Origin of the sequence: Streptomyces odontomachicola (assembly GCF_039605595.1) — a bacterium.
GTDB lineage: Bacteria > Actinomycetota > Actinomycetes > Streptomycetales > Streptomycetaceae > Streptomyces.
Genome location: NZ_JBCFOK010000007.1, coordinates 31,295 through 51,173, shown reverse-complemented (window position 1 = coordinate 51,173; position 19,879 = coordinate 31,295). Strand labels below are relative to the sequence as shown.

Here is a 19,879-nt window from a genome sequence, read left to right as displayed (position 1 = left end):
GACCCGGACGCAGGCCCGTACATGTCAGTCGGTAGCGTGAACGCGTGAGCGAGACCAAGACAGCCCAGACACTGCAACACCGTGTAGACGGTCCCGACGGTGCCCCCGTGCTCGTCCTGGGACCCGCGCTCGGCACCACCTGGCACATGTGGGACCGGCAGATCCCGGAACTCACCAGGAACTGGCGGGTGCTGCGCTTCGACCTGCCGGGCCACGGCGGCGCGCCGGCCTACGGCGCGAAATCCGCCTCCGAGCTCGCGGACCGGCTGCTGGCCACGCTGGACGCGCTGGGCGTCGACAGGTTCGGCTACGCGGGCTGCTCGCTGGGCGGCGCCGTCGGCGTGCAGCTCGCGCTCACCGCTCCGCAGCGGGTGTCCTCGCTCGCGCTGGTCTCCTGCGCGCCCCGGTTCGGCACCCCCGACGCCTGGCGGCAGCGCGGCGTCGTGGTGCGCACCAACGGCCTGGACCCGATCGCGCGCTCCACGCCCGAGCGCTGGTTCACCGCCGGCTTCGCCGGTGCCCAGCCCGCCATAGTGGAGTGGGCCGTGCAGATGGTCCGCACCACGGACCCCGGCTGCTACATCGCCTCCTGCGAGGCCCTGGCCTCCTACGACGCCAAGACCGACCTGGATCGGATCGGCGTCCCCACCCTCGTGGTGTCCGGCGCCGAGGACGAGACCACGCCGCCCGCCGACGCGCGCGCCCTGGTCGCCGGGATACCGGACGCGCGGCTCGCCATCGTGCCCGGCGCCTCGCACCTGACGCCGGTGGAACAGCCCGGCGCCGTCACCGAGCTGCTGATCAAGCACTTCACCACCACCTGGCAGGAGTCCCCGGCAGGGCCGCCGGCCCCCGCGCCGGTGATCACCCCGCAGCCGCAGCAGGCCAGCGCCGTCGCCGAGCTGGAGACCGCGGAGGCCGCGGCGATCCGCACCGACCCGTACGAGGGCGGCATGAAGGTGCGCCGCGAGGTGCTGGGCGACGCGCACGTGGACCGGGCGGCCGAGAAGGCCGACGACTTCACCCAGGACTTCCAGGACTTCATCACCCGCTACGCCTGGGGCGAGGTGTGGACCAGGACCGGCATCGACCGCCGGATGCGCTCGGTGGTCACGCTGACCGCGCTCGCCGCCGGCGGGCACACCGGGGAGCTGGCCTTCCACACCCGCGCCGCGCTGCGCAACGGCCTCACCCCGGACGAGATCAAGGAAGTCCTGCTGCACGCCTCGCTGTACGTGGGCCTGCCCGCGGCGAACTCCGCCTTCGCGGTGGCCCAGAAGATCATCCAGGAGGACACCTCCCCGGAGTCCACCGAGGACTGAGCGGGGCTGTACGGGGTTGAGCGGGACCGTACGGGGCTGAGCAGGACCGAACGGGGCTGAACGGGGCCGGGCGGGGCCGAGTGGGCCGAGCGCGCCCGGGTCCTGCCCCCGGAGGCACAATGGGTCCCATGGACTTGATCAAGAAGGGGCACTCCTGCGTACGGATCGAGGAGGAGGGGCGCACCCTCGTCATCGACCCGGGCGGGTTCAGTGAGCCGGACGCCGCGGTCGGCGCCGACGCGGTGCTCGTCACCCACGAGCACCCCGACCACTTCGACGAGGGCAGGCTGCGCGCGGCGCTGGAGGACAATCCGGCCGCGCAGATCTGGACCCTGCGCAGCGTGGCCGAGCAGATCGAGACCGCCTTCCCGGGGCGGGTGCACACCGTCGGCGAGGGCGACGCCTTCGAGGCGGCGGGCTTCGAGGTGGAGGTGCACGGGCAGCTCCACGCGGTGATCCACCCGGACATCCCGCGCATCGCCAACGTGGGCTATGTCGTCGGCGGCAAGGTGTTCCACCCCGGCGACGCGCTCACCGTGCCGGACCGGGAGATCGAGACCCTTCTGCTGCCGGTGCACGCGCCGTGGAGCAAGGTCTCCGAAGTGATCGACTACGTGCGGGAGGTGGCCCCGCAGCAGGCCATCGACGTGCACGACGCGCTCCTCACCGACCTGGCCAGGCCGGTGTACGACGGCATGATCGAGAATCTGGGCGGCGCCCCGCACAGCAGGCTGGCCCCCGGGGAGACTGTCGGTCTCGCGCGGTAGATTCCGGGTATGCGTATCGCGACCTGGAACGTCAACTCCGTCACCGCCCGGCTGCCGCGGCTGCTCGCCTGGCTGGAGAGCTCCGAGACCGATGTGGTCTGCCTCCAGGAGCTGAAGTGCTCCGCCGAGGCGTTCCCCGCCGAGCAGCTCCGCGAGGCGGGGTACGAGGCGGTGGTCAACGGCGACGGACGGTGGAACGGCGTCGCGGTGCTCTCCCGCGTCGGCATCGAGGACCCGGTCGTGGGCCTCCCCGAGGGACCGGCCTACGACGGCGCGGAGGAGCCCCGCGCCGCCGCGGCCACCTGCGGCGGCGTCCGCGTCTGGTCGGTGTATGTGCCCAACGGCCGCGAGGTGGACCACCCGCACTACGCGTACAAGCTGGAGTGGCTGGACGCCCTGCGCCGCACGGCGGAGAAGGGCGCGCCCGGCGAGCAGCCCTTCGCCATCCTCGGCGACTACAACATCGCGCCCACCGACGACGACGTGTGGGACATCTCCCGCTTCGACGGCGCCACCCATGTCACGGAGGCGGAGCGTGCCGCGCTCTCGGCGCTGCGCGAGGCGGGCCTGTCCGACGTGGTGCCGCGCCCCCTGAAGTACGACCAGCCCTTCACGTACTGGGACTACCGCGAGCTGGGCTTCCCCAAGAACAAGGGCATGCGCATCGACCTGGTCTACGGCAACGCGCCCTTCGCCTCGGCGGTCAAGGACGCCTATGTGGACCGGGAGGAGCGCAAGGGCAAGGGCGCCTCCGACCACGCGCCCGTGGTGGTCGACCTGGAGCTGTGAGCCGGCCGTGAGGGGGCGCGGCGCCCGGTGAGGGCGTGCGGGGCGCTGCCGCGCGCCCTGTGGTGCTGAGGGCGTGCGGGATGCCACGCTGGCAGTTCGGGCTGCCTTCGCGAGGTGACATGCGGTGAACATCCCCTTTCTCGACCACTGGCGGAGACGGCACACGAGCGGCGCGGCCGGCGGCACGGGCGTGGCCACCGACCCCCTCGCCGAGGACCCCGAGCGCGCTGCCGAGCTGCTCTCGGAGTGCGAGCTGCTGCGCTATCACGCGGGCGGCGCCGGTGTGCGGCTCGACGACACCGCCGATTCGCTGAGCGCGCTGGACCAGCTCCTGCCGCGCTGGCGCGACGACCCCGAGGTCACGCCGTGGCTGGGCAGCGACGCGGGGCTGTATCTGGGCACGGTGATCGTCCGCACCGTCCCCGGCGCCTACTGGCGGCTGCGCCCCGACGGAGAGCCCGTGGTGCGCCTGCCCTCCGAGCGCGAGATCGACGTACTCGCCGAGGGCACGTCCTGGGCGGAGACGGGCACGCCGGAGCTGTCGCAGGTGTACGGGGAGGCGTCGGAGGGCTAGCGCCCCGAGCACAGTGCCGCTCACCCCGTGAACGGGATCGCGTACTCCAAGCGCCAGCGGTCCGCGCGTACCACCAGGTCGGACGTCTCCACGGGGTGGTCGTTCTCGTCGTAGTGGGTGCGTTCCACCGCCGTCACGCACTGGCCGGGGGAGCAGCCCAGGCTCTCCGCCTCGGGGCTCGTGGCGGGGCGGGCGGTGACCAGCTCCGCGGCGCGCACGATGCGGATGCCGATGGCGGCGAAGCGGCCGCGCACGCCGCGCCGCGCGTACGGACCGAGCTCGGGGTGCACCACGTCGGTGCCCTCGGTGAGGGCCAACGGCTCCCAGCTCGTGGCGAGTTGGACCGGGCGGCGGTCCGCCAGGTACTCGTACTGGGTGCGCATCACGCGGTCGCCCTGCGCGATGCGCAGCCGCTCGGCCACCCGCGCCGTGGCCGTCGCCGGCGCCGAGGTGGCCTCCCACACGAGCGCGGCCACCGGCTCCTCGCCGGCCGCCGCGATGTGCGCGGCGAAGGGCGAGTCCACCGCGCCGGTGGAGCGCAGCAGGGTGCCGGCCGGCGCGCGGTCGGAGACGAACACGCCGCGGCCGAACTGCCCCTCCGCGTACCCCGCGGCCTTGAGCACCCGCACCGCGCGGTCCACGGTCTGGTCGCTGGCCTCGTACGCGCGCTTGAGCTCGGAGCGCGAGGGGATGCGGGAGCCGACCCGGAGGCTGCCGTCGTCGATCTGGCGGCGCAGATCGTCGGCGATCCGCTGGTACACCGGCCTCGTCATCTTCGGCTCCCTTCGCCTCACCTCACCCGCCGGCAGCCGCCTGGGCACACCGTCGGCCGGGCGGCTGTCCGGCGAGGCTAGGTACGCAGGAGTGCCCTCCGTACCTAGGCGGGGGAGCGGGGAAGAGGATCACCGGCCGTGCCGCGCAAGGGCGTTGCGAGGTTCCGAGTATGGCGGGGCGGATGCGGCGCGGTACGGAGTTCGCCGGTACGGGGGACGGGCGCGGGGCGTGGGGCGGTGGGCGCACGGGAGTTGGGGGCCGCCCGCGCCGGGCTCCGGGCGCGGGCGTGTCCTGCCCGATGAGTCCGAAACGTCGGGATAGTTTCCGGTTTCTATGGAACCGGAACCGCTGATCGAGCTGCGCGGCGTCAACAAGCACTACGGAAGTCTCCATGTCCTGCAGGAGATCGAACTGACCGTGGGCCGCGGGGAAGTCGTCGTGGTCATCGGCCCGTCCGGCTCCGGCAAGTCCACGCTGTGCCGGACCATCAACCGCCTGGAGACCGTGGAGTCCGGCACCGTGCGCATCGCGGGGCAGCCCCTCCCGGAGGAAGGGAAGGAGCTGGCGCGGCTGCGCACCGAGGTCGGCATGGTGTTCCAGTCCTTCAACCTCTTCGCGCACAAGACCGCGCTGGCCAACGTGATGCTGGCCCCCGTCAAGGTGCGCAAGCGCCCCAAGGCCGAGGCCGAGCAGAGCGCGCGGCAGCTCCTGGACCGGGTCGGGCTCGCGGCGCACGCCGACAAGTACCCGGCGCAGCTCTCCGGCGGACAGCAGCAGCGCGTGGCCATCGCCCGCGCGCTGGCCATGGATCCCCAGGCGCTGCTCTTCGACGAGCCCACCTCGGCGCTCGACCCGGAGATGATCAGCGAGGTGCTGGAGGTCATGCAGCAGCTCGCGCGGGAGGGCATGACCATGGTCGTCGTCACCCACGAGATGGGCTTCGCGCGCTCGGCCGCGAACCGTGTGGTGTTCATGGCCGACGGCCAGATCGTCGAGGACCGGTCCCCCGAGGAGTTCTTCACCGCGCCGCGCAGCGACCGCGCCAAGGACTTCCTGTCCAAGATCCTGAAGCACTGAGAGGGGACGGGACCGTGCCGTCGAAGCGCAACCGCCTGCGCAACAAGCCCGCCGCACGCGCCGCCGTCGCCCTGTGCGCGCTCGCGCTGCTCGCCGCCGGATGCGGCCGTGCGGGCAGTCCGCCGGCCGTCGGGCCGCAGCCGGGGAAGCTGCCGCGGTACGCCGTCGACCAGGGCTTCCGGCTGCCGGACTCGGCCACCTGGAAGCGGGCCAAGGCGCGCGGCCACCTCGTCGTCGGCTCCAAGGAGGACCAGCCGGGGATGGGCGAGATGAACCCGGCGACGGGCAGGTACTCCGGTTTCGACGTGGAGATCGCCAAGATGATCGCGGCCTCGCTCGGCTTCGACCCGCGCACCCAGGTCACCTTCAAGGCCATCGCCTCGGCCAACCGCGAGACGGCCCTGCAGAACGGGCAGATCGACTACTACGTCGGCACCTACACGATCAACGACGGGCGCAAGAAGCTGGTCGGCTTCGCGGGCCCGTACTCCATCGCGGGGCAGCGGCTGCTGGTGCGCCGCGACGAGAAGGACATCACGGGCCCGGACACCATGAGCGGGCGGAAGATCTGCTCCGCCGTCGGCTCGACCCCGTACCAGCGGATCACCGAGGACTACCCGAAGGCCGTCGCCGTCGCCTACGACTCGTACGCGATCTGCGTCGACAACCTGCTCAACAAGCAGGTCGACGCGGTCACCACGGACGACACGATCCTGCTCGGCTACGCGGCCAAGAAGCCGCGCGACATGCGGGTCGTGGGGCCCCAGTTCTCCAAGGAGCCCTACGGCATCGGCCTGCCCAAGGGCGACAAGGCGCTCGGCCGCGCCATGAACGCCGCGCTCACCGCGCGGGAGAAGAACGGCGACTGGAAGCGCGCCTACGACGCGACGCTCGCGCTGTCCGGCGTGCCCGCGCCCCGCCCGCCCGCCGTCGACCGCTCGCTGACGAGCTGAAGGGCACGCCGATGAACGGACTCGACGTCCTCACCGACAACTACGCGCTCTACGGCGAGGGCTTCCTCGGCACCATCGAACTCACCGTCTACTCCTCGGTGATGGCCCTCGTGCTCGGCGTGATCGTGGCCGGCTTCCGGGTGGCGCCCGTGCGGGCACTGCGCGCACTCGGCACGGCCTGGGTCACGGTGCTGCGCAACACCCCGCTGACCCTGCTGTTCTTCGCGCTGCTCCTGGGGCTGCCGCGGTTCGGCGTGGCGCTGCCCTTCGAGGTGTTCGCTGTGCTGGCGCTGGGCTGCTACACCTCGGCGTTCATCTGCGAGGCGGTGCGCTCCGGCATCAACACCGTGCCGCTCGGGCAGGGCGAGGCGGCCCGCAGCCTTGGGCTGTCCTTCGGCCAGACGCTCACAGGGATCGTGCTGCCGCAGGCGTTCCGCACGGTGATCCCGCCGGTGGGCTCGACCCTGATCGCGCTCGCCAAGAACTCCGCCATCGCCGGTTCCTTCAGCGTGGTCGAGCTGCTGAGCACGTACAAGACGCTGAACGAGAACGGCTACAGCGTGGTCTGGGCGTTCGTGTGGATCGCGCTCGGCTATCTGATCCTGACCCTGACCATCAGCGCGCTCTTCCACGCGATGGAGCGCCGCTGGGGAGTCCCGAGGTGAGCCCCTTGACGTTGCTGACACGGTCGCCGCGGAGCAGGCTCCAGGCCAGGGCCAGCGCGCTCTACGACATCCCGGGCCCCAAGGCGCGCGCCCGGCACCTGCTGTACGGGGTGCTCACCGCGGCCGTCATCGTGGTGCTCCTGGTGCTGGCGGTCGGACTGCTCGTGCACACCGGGCAGTTCGCCGCGATCCGGTGGCGGCCCTTCACGTACGCGGGCATCCAGGAGCTGCTGCTGCGGGGGCTCGGCAACACGCTCAAGGCGTTCGCCTGCGGCGCGGTGCTGGCGCTGGTGCTGGGCGCGGTGCTGGCGGCCGGGCGGCTGTCCGACCACAGGGCGGTGCGCTGGATCGCCACGCTGTTCGTGGAGTTCTTCCGTGCCATGCCGCTGCTGGTGATGATCTTCTTCATCTTCGTGGCGCTCCAGGTGCAGGCGCTGCCCGCGCTGGTGGCGGGGCTCGCGCTCTACAACGGCTCGGTGCTCGCCGAGGTCTTCCGCGCGGGCGTCCACTCGGTCGACCGGGGCCAGCGGGAGGCGGCGTACGCGCTCGGGCTGCGCAAGACGCAGGTCATGGTGCATGTGCTGGTGCCCCAGGCGGTGCGCGCCATGCTGCCGACGATCATCAGCCAGCTCGTGGTCGCGCTGAAGGACACCTCGCTCGGCTACCTGATCACCTACGAGGAGTTCCTGCACGCGGGCAAGCTGATCGCCATCAACCTCGACTACGGGATGCCGTTCATCCCCGTGGTGCTGGTGATCTCGGCGATCTACATCGGCCTGTGCATGCTGCTCTCCTGGTTCGCGCGCTGGGTCGCGCAGCGGGAGCGCAGGAACGTGAAGACCGAGGCCGTGGACCTGGACGAGCAGCAGGTGGGGCAGGCCGGGCCTACGATGCCGGGTTCCTCTCGGTAGTACGGGGGTTCGGCGCGGCGTGGGGCAGCGGGCTCAGGGCCGCCGAGGAGACGTCCGCGACCTGTTCCACCACGTCGGGGCCGTACGCCTGGGAGTTGACCACCTTCAGGACCAGGCAGAAGCTGCGGTCGGTGCCGTGCTTGCGGGCCAGTTGCGCGTAGTTCCTGGCCAGATGGCGGGCCGCCGCCTGGTTGGTGATGGCGCTCTGGCCGCAGATCAGGAACACCGGGCGGGTGCCCCCGTTCCGCCCCGCGGTCAGGCGGGCCAGCAGCACGTGCTCGCGCAGGCCGTCCTCGTACCGGTAGCGCTCGGAGCCGACGGTGAACGCGCCGCCGTCGGGGCCGAGTCCGTGCTCGGTGTTGACCCGCACGCCGGGGAGCAGGGCCTGGAGGTGGGCCGCGGTGCGGCGGTTCGAGGTCGGGCCCCCGATGCAGAACTCGGTGCGCTCGCCGAAGCCCTGGCGTGCCGCGTCGTGCGAGACGAACTCCGCGTGCGCGCCGCACTCCTTGATCACCGCGGAGAGCTCCAGCAGCGCGTACACGTCGCGGCGGTTCACCGAGTGGTCGCTCGGGGCGCTGGCGTGCCTGTTGACCACGAGCAGGCAGGCGGACTCGTCCGGCAGTCCGAAGAACCGCTGCTTGCGCCGGAGTTTCCTGCGCCACAGGAACGTACGGCCGGTCCAGCCCAGCGCGGCGGTCAGCACGGCGGTGAGCACGCCGAGCAGGATCTCGCGGAGATTTTCGACCATGGCCGGAGCGTACTTGCCGGTTCCGTGATGTGCTGACGCGTCCGCGACATCCGGCTAGGCTTCGTGGATCTTGGAACTTCCGTCTCCTGGAGGTGCACCATGCGGCGTCAGCGCCAGCGCCACTCCGCCAGACTCCTCGCCGCCTTCACCGCGGCGGCAGCGGCCGTCGGCACGCTGACGGCGGGAACGGCACCGGCCCCCGACTCCTCGCAGAGCGGCGGGAGTTCGAGCCCGCCGGCCAAGTCGCCCGTCGCGGTCGGCAGCGGCGGAGCCGTCTCCAGCGTGGACGCCGACGCCTCGGCCGCCGGGATCGAGGTGCTGCGCAAGGGCGGCAACGCCACGGACGCGGCGGTGGCCACGGCGGCCGCGCTGGGCGTGACCGAGCCGTACTCCTCGGGCATCGGGGGCGGCGGCTACTTCGTGCACTACAACGCCAGGACCGGCAAGGTCGGCACGATCGACGGCCGCGAGAAGGCGCCGCTCAGCGCCGATGAGAACCTGCTGCTCGGCAAGGACGGCAAGCCGCTGCCCTTCGACGAGGCGGTCACCAGCGGACTCGGCGTCGGCACCCCGGGCACGCCCGCGACCTGGCAGTCCGCGCTGGACAAGTGGGGCAGCAAGCGGCTCGGCGACACGCTCGAGCCCGCGAAGCGGCTGGCGTCGAAGGGCTTCCGGGTCGATGAGACCTTCCGCAAGCAGACAGCGGACAACGAGAAGCGCTTCCGCGACTTCCCCGCGACGGCCGAGCTGTTCCTGCCCGGCGGCAAGCTCCCCGAGGTCGGCTCGACCCTCAAGAACCCCGACCTGGCGCGTACGTACGGGGAGCTGGCCCGCAAGGGCCCCGCGGCGATGTACCGCGGTGACCTGGGCAAGGACGTCGTACGCACGGTGCGCAAGCCCCCGGTGCGGGACGGCGCGCAGCGGAACGTCCGCGCGGGCGACATGACCGAGCGGGACCTGCGGGAGTACCGCGTGCGCGAGCAGAGGCCGACGCACAGCAGGTACCGCGGGCTCGACGTGTACGGCATGGCCCCCTCCTCCTCCGGCGGGACCAGCGTGGGCGAGGCGCTCAACATCCTCGAGCGCAGCAGGATGAGCAAGCTCAGTGAAAAGCAGTACCTGCACCGGTACTTGGAGGCGAGCCGCATCGCCTTCGCCGACCGCGGCCGGTGGGTCGGCGATCCCACCCAGGAGGACGTGCCCACCAAGGGGCTGCTCTCGCAGAGGTTCGCCGATTCGCGCGCGTGCCTGATCCGCGACGACAAGGCGCTGACCAGCCCGCTCGCGCCCGGCGACCCGCGCCACCCGGAGCGCTGCGACAAGGGAGGGAAGGCCGCGCCGACGACGTACGAGGGCCCCAACACCACGCATCTGACGGCCTCCGACAAGTGGGGCAACGTCGTCACGTACACCCTCACCATCGAGCAGACCGGCGGCAGCGGGATCACCGTGCCGGGGCGCGGCTTCCTGCTCAACAACGAGCTGACCGACTTCTCCTTCGCGCCCGCGCAGAAGGGCGTGCCTGACCCCAACCTGCCCGGGCCCGGCAAGCGGCCGCGCTCCTCGATGTCGCCGACGCTCGTGATGAAGCACGGGAAGCCGGCGCTGGCGCTGGGCTCGCCCGGCGGCGCGACCATCATCACCACGGTGCTCCAGACGCTGGTCAACCACGTGGACCGGGGCATGCCGCTGGTCGACGCGATCGCCGCGCCGCGCCTGTCGCAGCGGAACGCGGCGGAGACGGAGGCCGAGCCGAAGCTGTACGGGAGCCCGGTCGCGAAGCAACTGGAGGCGCTGGGCCACAAGTTCAAGCGCACCGACGAGATCGGCGCCGCGACGGGGATCCAGCGCCTGCCGGACGGCCGCTGGCTGGCTGCCGCTGAGCGTGAGCGGCGTGGCGGGGGCAGCGCGATGGTGGTGCGTCCGACTCCGTGACCGGTCGCGTGGTCTCGCCCCCTCGTGGGGCGGACCGCCGTCCCGCTGCGTGACACTTCGCGCTTGATTCCCTCTGCGCCACTGGGGCCGGTGCGTGACCCGCCGTCACCGCCGGCCCCTTGGGCTGTGGTCGCCCGCCGCCGCGGCGGGAAGCATGGCGGAATCCGTAAGTGAACTTCCTGCCCGAAAGGTTGTCTTGCGGGGGTTCTTCGCTATGAAGCCTCGTATGAGCACTCATGGTGAACGGACCGTGTTCCTCACGGTCAATGGGGAGAAGCGCGAACTGACGGGTGTGGACCCGCGGATGACGCTGCTCGACCTGCTGCGCGAGCGGCTGGGTCTGACCGGCGCGAAGAAGGGCTGCGACCGGGGCGAGTGCGGTGCCTGCACGGTGCACCTGGACGGGAAGCGGGTGCTGTCCTGCCTCACCCTGGCGCTGTCGGCCGCCGACCGCGACGTGGGAACGGTCGAGGGCCTGGCATCGGCCGGCGGCGAACTGCGCGTCATGCAGCAGGCGTTCCACGAGCACGACGCGTTCCAGTGCGGCTACTGCACGCCGGGTCAGCTCATGTCGGCCGTCGCGTGCGTGCGCGAGGGGCACACGGGCAGCGCCGAGGAGATCGCCGAGTGGATGAGCGGCAATCTGTGCAGGTGCGCGGCCTACCCGCAGATCACGGCGGCGGTCGCGGCGGCCGCGGCCGTCTCGGGTGACGGCGGCGCGGGCGACCGTGGACCGGCCGGCGGCGGCGCGGTGCGGTTCGGCGAGGGGGAGGGCGGTGGCGGGACATGAGGGAGTTCGCGTACGAGCGGGCGGCCGATCTCGCGGGGGCGCTCGCCGCGCTCGCCGAGCCCGGTACCCAGCCGCTGGCCGGCGGCACCGAGCTGCTCAACTGGCTGAAGGAGGGCATCGAGGAGCCCGACCGCCTGGTGGACATCGGCGCCCTGCCCCTGGACGAGGTGACCGCGTCCCGCAGCCACCTCGTGCTCGGCGGCACGGCCCGGATGAGCGCGGTCGCCGCGCACCCGGAGGCCGCGGCCTTCCCCGTACTGGTGCAGGCGCTGCTCCTCGGCGCCTCACCGCAGTTGCGCAACATGGCCACCCTCGGCGGCAACCTCCAACAGCGCACCCGCTGCCCGTACTTCCGCGCCGAGCACGGTGAGCTGCCCTGCAACAAACGCACCCCGGGCTCGGGATGCGCCGCGCTGATGTCGGGGGAGACCGAACGGCACGCGCTCTTCGGCTGGACCGAGGAGTGCGTGGCCACCCACCCCTCCGACCTCGCGGTGGCGCTCGCCGCGCTGGACGCGGAGATCCGCACCGAGGACGCGGCGGGAGGGCGGCGCACCCTGTCGGCCGCCGAGTTCCACCTCACCCCGCAGGACGCGCCGCCGCACCGGAACACCGTGCTGCGGCCCGGCGAACTGATCACCCAGGTGCGGGTGCCGTGGGGGAGCGCCACGCGCAGGTCCCGCTATGTGAAGGTGCGCGAGCGCGCCTCGTACGAGTTCGCGCTGGTCTCGGCTGCCGTGGTGCTGCCGCGCATGGAGGGCGGCGCCTTCGGCTCCGTACGGATCGCGCTCGGCGGCGTCGCGCACCGGCCGTGGCGGCTGTACGCGGCCGAGGAGGCGCTGGCGGGCGTCGGGCCCGACGACGTGGCGGGCCAACGGCGCGCGCTGGAGCGGTCGTTCGACGAGGCGCGCCCGCTGCCGGGCGGCCGGAACGCGTACAAGCGCGAACTCGCCCTGCGCACCGCGCTGCGGGCACTGCGCGAGGCGGCGTACGCGGAGGACGGCGGAGGCACCGCGACGGACCGGCACACCACGGACGTCGGCACGACGGACCGGCACACGACCGACGTCGGCGCCGCCGACCGGCACACGACGGACTCCGAAACCGTGGACAGGCACACGACCGACAGCGAGCCGGACACCGGACCGGACACCGGGCGAGGCACCGGGGAGGGGGAGCGGTGATGAGCGTGACGGAGACGCCCCCCGCGGGGTACCGGCGGCCCGACGGGCCCGAGAAGCTGACCGGGACGGCGCGCTACGCCGGCGACACCACGGCGGCGGGACTCGACCCCGCCGACCACGCGGCGCTGGTCACCGCCGCCGTGCCGCACGCGCGCATCGCCTCGCTCGACATCGAAGCCGCGCTCGCCGCGCCCGGCGTGACCGCGGTGCTGACGGCGGCCGACCTGCCGCCGATGGCGCTGGAGACGCCGTTCCCGCTGGGCCAGCCGCTGCTGCCGATGCACGGCGGCCTCGCCGCGCGGGTGCGCTACGAGGGCCAGCCGCTGGCGATCGTGCTCGCCGCGACGGGCGAACAGGCGCGGTACGCGGCCCGGCTGGTGCGCGCGGAGTACGACCGCACCGAGCAGGTGCGCGCCTTCGAGGGCGCGGAGGACGCGGTCCCGCGGGTGAACATCACGCCGCCCGAGGAGGAGCGCGGCGACCTCGGCGCCGGGCTGGCCGCGGCGCACACCACCGTGCGCGAGACGTACGAGACCGCCGACCGGCACCACAACCCCATCGAGCCCTCGGCCACGCACGCGCGCTGGGAGGGCGACAGGCTCACGCTGCACGACAGCGTGCAGTCGATCACCGGCACGCGGGACGCGCTGGCCGCGGTCTTCGGGGTGCGCCCCGAGGACGTGCGGGTGATCTGCCCGTTCACCGGGGGCGGCTTCGGCTGCAAGGGCTTCGTGTGGCCGCATCAGGTCCTGGCGGCGGCCGCTGCCAGGGCGGTGGGCCGCCCCGTGAAGCTGGTGCTCACCCGCGCCCAGATGTTCACCGCCTGCGGCCACCAGCCGCGCACCCGCCAGACCGTCACCCTCGGCGCCGACGAGGAGGGACGGCTCACCGCGCTGGAGCACCGCTCTGTCAACGCGAGCGCGCTGGACGGCGACCACGGCGAGGAGACGACCCCGGGGTCCACCTGGATGTACGCCTCTCCCGCGATCCGCGTCCGGCGCCGCGTCCGGCATCTGACCCGCGCGATGCCCACGCCGATGCGGGCGCCGCACGAGGGTCCCGGCATGTTCGCGCTGGAGTGCGCGATGGACGAGCTGGCCTGGGCCACCGGCCTGGACCCCGTCGAACTGCGGCTGCGCAACGAGCCGGAGGCCGACCCCATGAGCGGGCTGCCCTTCTCCTCGCGCAAGCTGCGGGAGTGCCTGCGCACCGGCGCCGAGCGCTTCGGCTGGGCGGAGAGGGCGAACAGGGCGCCCGAGCCGCGCAGTTGGCGCGAGGGCGACGAACTGATCGGCTGGGGCATGGCAGCGGCCACCATGGAGACCTTCCCTCCCGGCCCCACCCTCGCGCGGGTCGGCGTGGACCGGGGCGGGCGGATCATGGTGGAGGCCGCGACCGAGGAGATCGGCACCGGGCAGCCCGCGATGATCGCCACCATCGTCGGCGAGGTGCTGGGCGTGCGGCCCGAGGAGGTGCGGCGCCTGGAGTGGGGCGACTCGGACCTGCCGGACACCCCGATCACCGCGGGCTCCACCTCGACCATGGGCCTCGGCTCGGCCGTGCACGCCGCCGCGGTCAAGCTGCGCGGGATGCTGGAGACAGGGGACCGCCCGGGGGCCGGCGAGGAACTGGTGGCCGAGGCGTCCTGGCGGCCCGACACCACGGAGCGCGCGGGCTACTCCACGCACACGTACGGCGCCGTGTTCGCCGAGGTGCGGGTGGACGAGCAGCTCGGCACCGTACGCGTGGCACGCTGCACCGGCGTCTACGCGGCGGGCCGCATCGTGAACCCGCTCGCCGCGCGCAGCCAGATGACCGGCGGCATGGCCTGGGGCATCGGCCAGGCGCTGCTGGAGGACTCCCGATTCGACGAGCGCTTCGGCCGCTTCACCAGCAAGAACCTGGCGGGGTACGTGGTTCCGGTGAACGCCGACGTGCCCCCTCCCTCCGCGCTCGATGTGTCCTTCGTCGACGACCACGACCCGGTGGCCAGCGCGATCGGCGCGAAGGGCATCGGCGAGCTGGGCGCGGTCGGCGTGGCCCCCGCGCTGGTCAACGCGGTGTACCACGCGACGGGCGTGCGGGTGCGGAGGCTGCCGGTCTCGGTGCCCGACCTGGTGGGCTGAGCCCGGGGGCGGGGAGGGAACGGAAAGGAGGGTGTAGCCCGCGCGTAACGCGGGTCGTAACACCGCGGGTGTTGCATGCGTCGCATGCCCATGTCTCAACAGCGCGCCGCCGCATGCCCGTTGGAAGCGTTCGCCGGGGAACTGCGGCGGCTGACCGGGCTGCTCGATCCGCGGGAGGGCTGGTACGCGGTCTTCGCCGGGGGTGATCCGGCCGGGCTGCGGGACTGTCTGGAGGGGCGGGAGGTCCCGCCGTGGGACGTGCTCGCCTCGCTGCTGCACGACGTGGCGGTCCGGCACGGCGCCGGGACGGCGCACGCGGCGCGGCGGCGCCTGGGCGAGAGCTACCCGCGCGCGGTTGCCGCGTACGACGAACGGGCGGGCGGTGAGGAGGCGCTGCGCGGGCGCCTCCGGGCGGCCGAGAGGGAACGGGAGGCCGCGGCGGTGCGTGAGCGCGGACTCCTGGCGGAGGGCGCGTCCGCCTCCGAGGCGGCGTGGGCGCGTGACTACCGCGAGCGGACCGAGGCCCGCTGCGCGGAGCTGCGGGCGCGGCTGGAAGGGGGACGGCCGGCGACCCCGGTCACCGGCCCGTCTCCTGACGCGGGCCCCGCCCCGGACCCGGACCCCGTCCCCGCCCCGGGCCCCGCCCCGGCCCCGGTCGAGAGGCGGGCGCGGGGCGGCGGTTCGCGGTTCGCCGGGGTGAAGGGTGCGGGGGAGGATCCGGGGCCCTCGCTCGTACCGCCTGGCATGGAGGCGGGAGGTGCGGCGGCCCCGCAGGGCGGCGCGCGCTTCGCGGGGGCGGTGGACGACGCGGGTCCCGTGCACCGTGATCCCGACGCGGAGGAGCTCGACGTCGCGCGGGAACGCGCGCGGGACGTGCTGCGCGAGCTCGCGGCGCTGCACCGCGCCGACCGCGCGGGAGGGGCGCATGTGCGGCTGTGCGCCGCGGCCCGCGGACCGGCCCTGGAGCTCGCCGTGCTGGTGGGGGAGCTGGACGCCGCGGGGTGGGCGGCCGACGGTACGACCCTGCTGTGGGAGGCGGCCTGCCTTCCGCCCCGCGAGCTCGCGGCGGCGGCCGACGCGCTCGCCGCGACGGGGCGGGACGCCGAGTGCGCCCAGTTGCTGCGGCAGGGGGTGGCGCGCCCCGTGGAGGAGGTGGCGGAAGCGGCGCTGGAGCTGCACGGGGCGGGCCGCTTCACCGAGCTCGGCACGCTGCTCGCGGCGCTGATCCGTTCCCGTACGCCGGTGGAGACGGCGTCCGCGGCCCACGCGGGGCCGCGGGTCCTGGTCCCGGCACTGCTCTCCGCGGCCCGCGAGGTCTCGCCCCACGCCTACGACTCCACGGCGAACGCGCTGCGGGGTACGGGACTGCCGGGGGTTCCGGAACATGCCTAGGCGCTCTGCGCCCCTCGCCCCCTCAGCGCCCCCGCGCCCGCAACGCGCCGTCCGTCGCGGTCAGGACGATCAGCAACGCACTCAACACGGCCGTGACGGTGGCCACTTGGTGCAGCCCCGCGTCGGTGGCGCGGGCCCCGTAGCACAGCGCGATCAGGCTGGACGCGGTGATCGCGCCGATGTACTGCGCCGTGCGCTGGAGCCCCGCGGCCGCGCCCACGCCGTCGCGGGGCGCCTGCGCGGCGACGGCCGCCTGGTTGCCGGTCCCGGCGAGGCCCTGCGGGAGCCCGAAGAGCACGGCCGCCGCGAGCAGCACGGGCAGCGGGGTGCCGTGCCCGGAGAGCAGCAGCACGCCGCTTCCGGCGAGCAGCACGACGGCGGCCAGCGCCAGCGGCCCCGCGATGCCCTTCGTGCGGGCGCCGAGCAGCGAACACACCGCCGCCGCCACGGACATGGGGAGGGTGACGAGCCCGGCATGGAAGGAGGACATGCCGTGCGCCTCCTCCAGCCACTGCGCGAAGCCGTACATGACGCAGTAGATGACCAGGTACGCGAGCCCGTGGCGCGCATAGGTGCGCACCAGCGGGCCGTTGCCGGCGAGCATCCGCAGGTCCAGGAAGGGCCGCGGGGTGCGCAGTTGCCACCACACCAGCGCGCAGCCGAGCGCGGCGGCGGGCAGGAGCAGCAGCCACTCCGGGTGCGCGAGGTCCATCAGGAAGAGCATCCCGACGGTGAGGGTCGCCGCGAACAGGGCGATGCCGAGCGGGTCGAGGGAGTGTGCCGCGCCGTGTTCCCGGTCCTCCGCCGCGCTCCCGTCGTCGCGGGGCAGCCACAGCAGCGCGAGCAGCAGGCCGATCAGCGCCACCGGGATGTTCACGGCGAAGATCGCGCGCCAGCCCAGCGTCGCGGCGAGCGCGCCGCCCAGCACCGGGCCCACGGCCGCGCTGCCGAGCGAGGCGAGGGAGAGCCGCGCGAGCACCGTACGCGGCACCTGCCGCCCGAGCCGCGCCGCGCGCAGCCGCAGCATCGCCATGGCGCACGGGTACGCGGCCGACGTACCGATCCCCAGCAGCACACGGGAGGCGATCAGCCACCCGAAGGCGGGCGCGAGGGCGCCGACCAGCCCCGCGGCCACCACGACCAGCAGCCCGGCGAGGAACACCCGCCGCGCGCCGAGCAGATCGGCCAGCTTGCCCATGGTGGGCTGCGCGACGGCGCTGGCCAGGTAGAGCGAGGCCACCAGCCACGCGGTGTCGGCGGCACCGACACCGAAGGCCCGGCCGATCGCGACCAGCGCCGTGGCGATCATCGTGGAGTTGACCGGGTTGAGCACCGCGCCGAGCAGCAGCGGCGTCATGAGGCGGGCGCCGAAGGGGGAGCGGTCCCCGGGATCGGCGGGGCCGGCCGCGGTACGGGGCGCGGTGTCCGCGCCCGGGGTTCCTGTGTCCGCGGCGCCCGCGCCGCTCGCCGTACCCCTGGCTATCCCGCTCACTGCTGCATCAGGCGCTTCATCAGCTCGTTCGCCTCGGCCAGCGTGCGGCGCTCGTCCGCCGTGAGGCGGGTGTCCACGGCCTCGGCCAGCCAGTCGTACTTGGCCCTGCGCACCGTGGCCAGGGTGTCCCGCCCGAGCTGGGTGAGGGCGAAGACGACCTGCCGCCCGTCGGTCGGATGCGGGCTGCGCTCGACGATGCCGTGCTCCTCCAGCACGCCGAGGGTGGCCCGCATGGACTGCGGGCGGACCAGCTCGGCGCGGGCGAGCGCGGCGATGGTGGTGGGGCCCTCCGCGTCGATGCGGTGCAGGACCGCGCGCTGCGAGGGGGTCAGCCCGTCCTCGGTGGGCGACGCGGCGCGGAGCCTGCGGTGCAGGCCGCCCACGGTCACCGCGAGGTCGGCCGCGAGGTGGCCGCTGTCCTGGGCGCCCTTGTGAGCGCTGTCCCTTCCCATGCGGCCGACGGTAAATCTCGACAGGGAAACTTGCAAGTTTCCCTGTCGAGTCCTCCGGCTCCGGGAGGTGCGTCAGTCCCCGGTCGGCACCTCCAGCCGGGACGGCCGCCCCTCCGGCGAGGAGAAGGAGAGGCGGGAGCCGGAGGAATTGTGGTCGATGTAGAGCGGATCGGCCCCGTCCACGACCAGCGCCAGCCTGTGTCCCCTGGGCACGTCGTACGCCGTCGAGAACAGGTCCGCCGACACCGGGAACGCCTTGCCCGGCTCCTTGTCGTGGAAGGTGAACGGCGCGTGCGTGACCAGCTTCCCGCCGCCGAGCGGGCCCACGTCGTAGAGGTACGCGATGCCCGTGCCGCTGGACTTCGCGCTCCGCACGGTGGTGTTCAGCCGCGGCGTGCCCCGTACCTTCAGCCCCTTCTCGTACGGCGCGCTCTTCCACACGGCCGCCCGCTCGCGGGGCAGCAGCGGCAGCGATACGCCGGGCGGCGCCTTGAGGAACTGGTCCAGGATGCTGGACAGGAAGATCACGCCGCCGTCCGCTCCCGAGTCCCGGCCGTTGATCTTCCGGGGCGCGGCGAGGTCGAGGGTGCGGCTGCCCGAGGGCACGTCCGACCAGCTCCGATAGCCCTCGTAGCCGCCGCCGGAACGGGACTTGAGGCGTACGGGGGCCTCCTGGTCCACGCCGTTGCGCTCGCCCTTGAGGTAGCGGTCGAACCAGCGGTGCGCGCTGGTCCACGTGTCGTTGGGCAGCCCGAGCAGCCCGCCCGCCTCGGCCGTCGCGTGGTCGCCCGGACGGAACTCCAGCCGCTTGGGGCCCTTGAGCTTCTCGAAGAAGTCGGCGTACTGGTTCGGCGGGAAGATCGAGTCGCCCCAGGCGTTGCCCATCATGATCGCGGGCTTGTTGCGGTTGATGCGGTCCAGCTCGTAGGCCGCCGAGCGCTTCTTCCCCCAGGCGATCATCTCGTCCTCCTTCGCGAGGTTGGAGGAGAGGAAGTCCTTGAGCACCTGCTTGAGTTCGGGGCTGGGGCGCCCGGTGAGCGCGCCGGCGCCGCCCAGCAGCCCCGCCGCCTGGGCGTGCTGCGTACGGCCGCTGTAGATGGAGCCGATCAGGTCGGCCCAGCCGCTCAGCGCGGCCACGGACTTGATCCGCTTGTCGTGGCCCGACGCCAGGAGCCCGATGCCCGCGCCGTACGAGACGCCCGCCATGCCGACCTTGGAGGGGTCGGCGGGGGTGTGGGCGAGGGCCCAGTCGATGACCTTGGAGGCGTCCCGCACGTCCTCGGGCCCGGCCGTCTCGATGTTCCCGCCGGACTGCCAGAAGCCGCGCGCGTTGTAACTGACCACCACATAGCCGGAGTCGGCGAACTTCTTCGCCTGCGCCAGATATTCGACCTGCGGCATGCCCCAGCTCGTGGGCAGCACGACGACGGGGAAGCGCTCGCCGGGCCGCGCGCCGGAGGGGGTGACGACGTTGGCCTTGAGCGTGGTGCCGCCGTCCCCGGCGATGTCGACGAAGCGGACGCCGGGCGCCTGCGCGGGCTTGTCGTCGGCGCGCACCGCGGGCGCGGCGGCCAGCGAGCCCGTCGCGACGATTCCGGCGGCGAGCGCGGTGAGAGCGGAGCGGCGGCCGCCGGTGCCGCGGCGGGTGAGGGAGCGGGGGATCCGTGGCGTGCCGGACGAGGCCATGAGCGGCTCCAGACGTCGTCGTCCTGTGGGGGACCGAAGTGACTGGAGAGTAAGGCGAGTTGCTTACCCGAGGTAACCCGTCGGTAGGTTACGTGCGGGTAACGAAGTCGCGTACGGCGAAAGGTGGCCGATTCGCCGGTGTCGCGCGAGTGGTCTTGTCACCGCCCACAAGCGGACTTACGGTCACAGCCTCACGTGATCTACGCGTGTCGCACATGCCGCTGCCCTTACGGAGGAGCTGC

General features: G+C 73.3%; 18 protein-coding genes. 13 read left to right on the top strand and 5 right to left on the bottom strand.

Going from position 1 to position 19,879, the window contains the following annotated elements; all coding sequences use genetic code 11:
* Window positions 1-44: 44 nt before the first annotated feature.
* From pcaDC to ABEE00_RS14735, 4 genes are all read left to right on the top strand, one after another.
* Complete coding sequence (gene pcaDC / locus ABEE00_RS14750) at window positions 45-1,322, top strand: bifunctional 3-oxoadipate enol-lactonase/4-carboxymuconolactone decarboxylase PcaDC (protein WP_345745907.1); 1,278 nt, start codon at window positions 45-47, stop codon at window positions 1,320-1,322.
* 128 nt (window positions 1,323-1,450) lie between these two features.
* Complete coding sequence (locus tag ABEE00_RS14745; protein WP_345745906.1) at window positions 1,451-2,089, top strand: MBL fold metallo-hydrolase; 639 nt, start codon at window positions 1,451-1,453, stop codon at window positions 2,087-2,089.
* A 9-nt stretch (window positions 2,090-2,098) separates the two neighbouring features.
* Window positions 2,099-2,878, top strand: a complete 780-nt coding sequence (locus ABEE00_RS14740; protein WP_345745905.1) for an exodeoxyribonuclease III — start codon at window positions 2,099-2,101, stop codon at window positions 2,876-2,878.
* A 124-nt stretch (window positions 2,879-3,002) separates the two neighbouring features.
* On the top strand, window positions 3,003-3,452 hold the full coding sequence (locus tag ABEE00_RS14735) for a DUF6278 family protein (protein ID WP_345745904.1): 450 nt from the start codon (window positions 3,003-3,005) through the stop codon (window positions 3,450-3,452).
* Window positions 3,453-3,472: 20 nt separating this feature from the next.
* Here ABEE00_RS14735 and ABEE00_RS14730 read toward each other — a convergent pair whose 3' ends face one another.
* On the bottom strand, window positions 3,473-4,225 hold the full coding sequence (locus ABEE00_RS14730) for a GntR family transcriptional regulator (RefSeq protein ID WP_345745903.1): 753 nt from the start codon (window positions 4,223-4,225) through the stop codon (window positions 3,473-3,475).
* A 334-nt stretch (window positions 4,226-4,559) separates the two neighbouring features.
* Here ABEE00_RS14730 and ABEE00_RS14725 point away from each other — a divergent pair, with 334 nt between their 5' ends.
* The 4 genes from ABEE00_RS14725 to ABEE00_RS14710 are packed head-to-tail and all read left to right on the top strand — an operon-like array spanning window position 4,560 to window position 7,832.
* Entirely contained in the window at window positions 4,560-5,303 is a 744-nt protein-coding gene (locus ABEE00_RS14725; protein ID WP_345745902.1) for an amino acid ABC transporter ATP-binding protein, read from the top strand.
* A gap of 14 nt (window positions 5,304-5,317) precedes the next feature.
* On the top strand, window positions 5,318-6,256 hold the full coding sequence (locus ABEE00_RS14720; RefSeq protein ID WP_451918581.1) for a glutamate ABC transporter substrate-binding protein: 939 nt from the start codon (window positions 5,318-5,320) through the stop codon (window positions 6,254-6,256).
* An 11-nt stretch (window positions 6,257-6,267) separates the two neighbouring features.
* On the top strand, window positions 6,268-6,921 hold the full coding sequence (locus ABEE00_RS14715) for an amino acid ABC transporter permease (RefSeq protein ID WP_345745901.1): 654 nt from the start codon (window positions 6,268-6,270) through the stop codon (window positions 6,919-6,921).
* 5 nt (window positions 6,922-6,926) lie between these two features.
* Window positions 6,927-7,832, top strand: a complete 906-nt coding sequence (locus ABEE00_RS14710; RefSeq protein ID WP_345745900.1) for an amino acid ABC transporter permease — start codon at window positions 6,927-6,929, stop codon at window positions 7,830-7,832.
* Here the strand turns inward: ABEE00_RS14710 and ABEE00_RS14705 are convergent.
* Window positions 7,807-8,580, bottom strand: coding sequence for a hypothetical protein (locus ABEE00_RS14705; protein ID WP_345745899.1), 774 nt, complete (start codon window positions 8,578-8,580; stop codon window positions 7,807-7,809). The two genes, ABEE00_RS14710 and ABEE00_RS14705, sit on opposite strands and share 26 nt — an antisense overlap.
* A gap of 99 nt (window positions 8,581-8,679) precedes the next feature.
* On the opposite strand from ABEE00_RS14705, the gene ggt reads away from it, so the two are divergent.
* From ggt to ABEE00_RS14680, 5 genes are all read left to right on the top strand, one after another.
* Window positions 8,680-10,515: a gamma-glutamyltransferase gene (gene ggt / locus ABEE00_RS14700; protein ID WP_345745898.1), complete on the top strand. Its 1,836-nt coding sequence runs from the start codon at window positions 8,680-8,682 to the stop codon at window positions 10,513-10,515.
* Between the two features lie 226 nt (window positions 10,516-10,741).
* A complete protein-coding gene (locus tag ABEE00_RS14695) occupies window positions 10,742-11,305 on the top strand; it encodes a (2Fe-2S)-binding protein (RefSeq protein ID WP_345745897.1) in 564 nt (187 codons plus the stop codon).
* Window positions 11,302-12,489: an FAD binding domain-containing protein gene (locus ABEE00_RS14690; RefSeq protein WP_345745896.1), complete on the top strand. Its 1,188-nt coding sequence runs from the start codon at window positions 11,302-11,304 to the stop codon at window positions 12,487-12,489. Before ABEE00_RS14695 ends, ABEE00_RS14690 begins: the two co-directional genes overlap by 4 nt.
* A gap of 5 nt (window positions 12,490-12,494) precedes the next feature.
* A complete protein-coding gene (locus tag ABEE00_RS14685) occupies window positions 12,495-14,615 on the top strand; it encodes a xanthine dehydrogenase family protein molybdopterin-binding subunit (protein ID WP_345745895.1) in 2,121 nt (706 codons plus the stop codon).
* Between the two features lie 84 nt (window positions 14,616-14,699).
* Window positions 14,700-16,007, top strand: a complete 1,308-nt coding sequence (locus ABEE00_RS14680; protein ID WP_345745894.1) for a hypothetical protein — start codon at window positions 14,700-14,702, stop codon at window positions 16,005-16,007.
* 22 nt (window positions 16,008-16,029) lie between these two features.
* Here the strand turns inward: ABEE00_RS14680 and ABEE00_RS14675 are convergent, their stop codons facing one another.
* From ABEE00_RS14675 to ABEE00_RS14665, 3 genes are all read right to left on the bottom strand, one after another.
* A complete protein-coding gene (locus ABEE00_RS14675; protein ID WP_345745893.1) occupies window positions 16,030-17,499 on the bottom strand; it encodes an MFS transporter in 1,470 nt (489 codons plus the stop codon).
* Window positions 17,496-17,951, bottom strand: coding sequence for a MarR family winged helix-turn-helix transcriptional regulator (locus ABEE00_RS14670; protein ID WP_345745892.1), 456 nt, complete (start codon window positions 17,949-17,951; stop codon window positions 17,496-17,498). Before ABEE00_RS14670 ends, ABEE00_RS14675 begins: the two co-directional genes overlap by 4 nt.
* Window positions 17,952-18,023: 72 nt before the next feature.
* Complete coding sequence (locus tag ABEE00_RS14665) at window positions 18,024-19,637, bottom strand: alpha/beta fold hydrolase (RefSeq protein WP_345745891.1); 1,614 nt, start codon at window positions 19,635-19,637, stop codon at window positions 18,024-18,026.
* Window positions 19,638-19,879: the final 242 nt, after the last annotated feature.

What these genes read in the sequence shown, in the direction of transcription:
- ABEE00_RS14745 (WP_345745906.1), top strand. Translation starts at nt 1,451, where the DNA reads ATGGACTTGATCAAGAAGGGGCACTCCTGCGTACGGATCGAGGAGGAG.
- ABEE00_RS14740 (WP_345745905.1), top strand. Translation starts at nt 2,099, where the DNA reads ATGCGTATCGCGACCTGGAACGTCAACTCCGTCACCGCCCGGCTGCCG.
- ABEE00_RS14730 (WP_345745903.1), bottom strand. Translation starts at nt 4,225, where the DNA reads ATGACGAGGCCGGTGTACCAGCGGATCGCCGACGATCTGCGCCGCCAG.
- ABEE00_RS14725 (WP_345745902.1), top strand. Translation starts at nt 4,560, where the DNA reads ATGGAACCGGAACCGCTGATCGAGCTGCGCGGCGTCAACAAGCACTAC.
- ABEE00_RS14715 (WP_345745901.1), top strand. Translation starts at nt 6,268, where the DNA reads ATGAACGGACTCGACGTCCTCACCGACAACTACGCGCTCTACGGCGAG.
- ABEE00_RS14705 (WP_345745899.1), bottom strand. Translation starts at nt 8,580, where the DNA reads ATGGTCGAAAATCTCCGCGAGATCCTGCTCGGCGTGCTCACCGCCGTG.
- ggt (WP_345745898.1), top strand. Translation starts at nt 8,680, where the DNA reads ATGCGGCGTCAGCGCCAGCGCCACTCCGCCAGACTCCTCGCCGCCTTC.
- ABEE00_RS14695 (WP_345745897.1), top strand. Translation starts at nt 10,742, where the DNA reads ATGAGCACTCATGGTGAACGGACCGTGTTCCTCACGGTCAATGGGGAG.
- ABEE00_RS14690 (WP_345745896.1), top strand. Translation starts at nt 11,302, where the DNA reads ATGAGGGAGTTCGCGTACGAGCGGGCGGCCGATCTCGCGGGGGCGCTC.
- ABEE00_RS14680 (WP_345745894.1), top strand. Translation starts at nt 14,700, where the DNA reads ATGCCCATGTCTCAACAGCGCGCCGCCGCATGCCCGTTGGAAGCGTTC.
- ABEE00_RS14670 (WP_345745892.1), bottom strand. Translation starts at nt 17,951, where the DNA reads ATGGGAAGGGACAGCGCTCACAAGGGCGCCCAGGACAGCGGCCACCTC.
- ABEE00_RS14665 (WP_345745891.1), bottom strand. Translation starts at nt 19,637, where the DNA reads ATGGCCTCGTCCGGCACGCCACGGATCCCCCGCTCCCTCACCCGCCGC.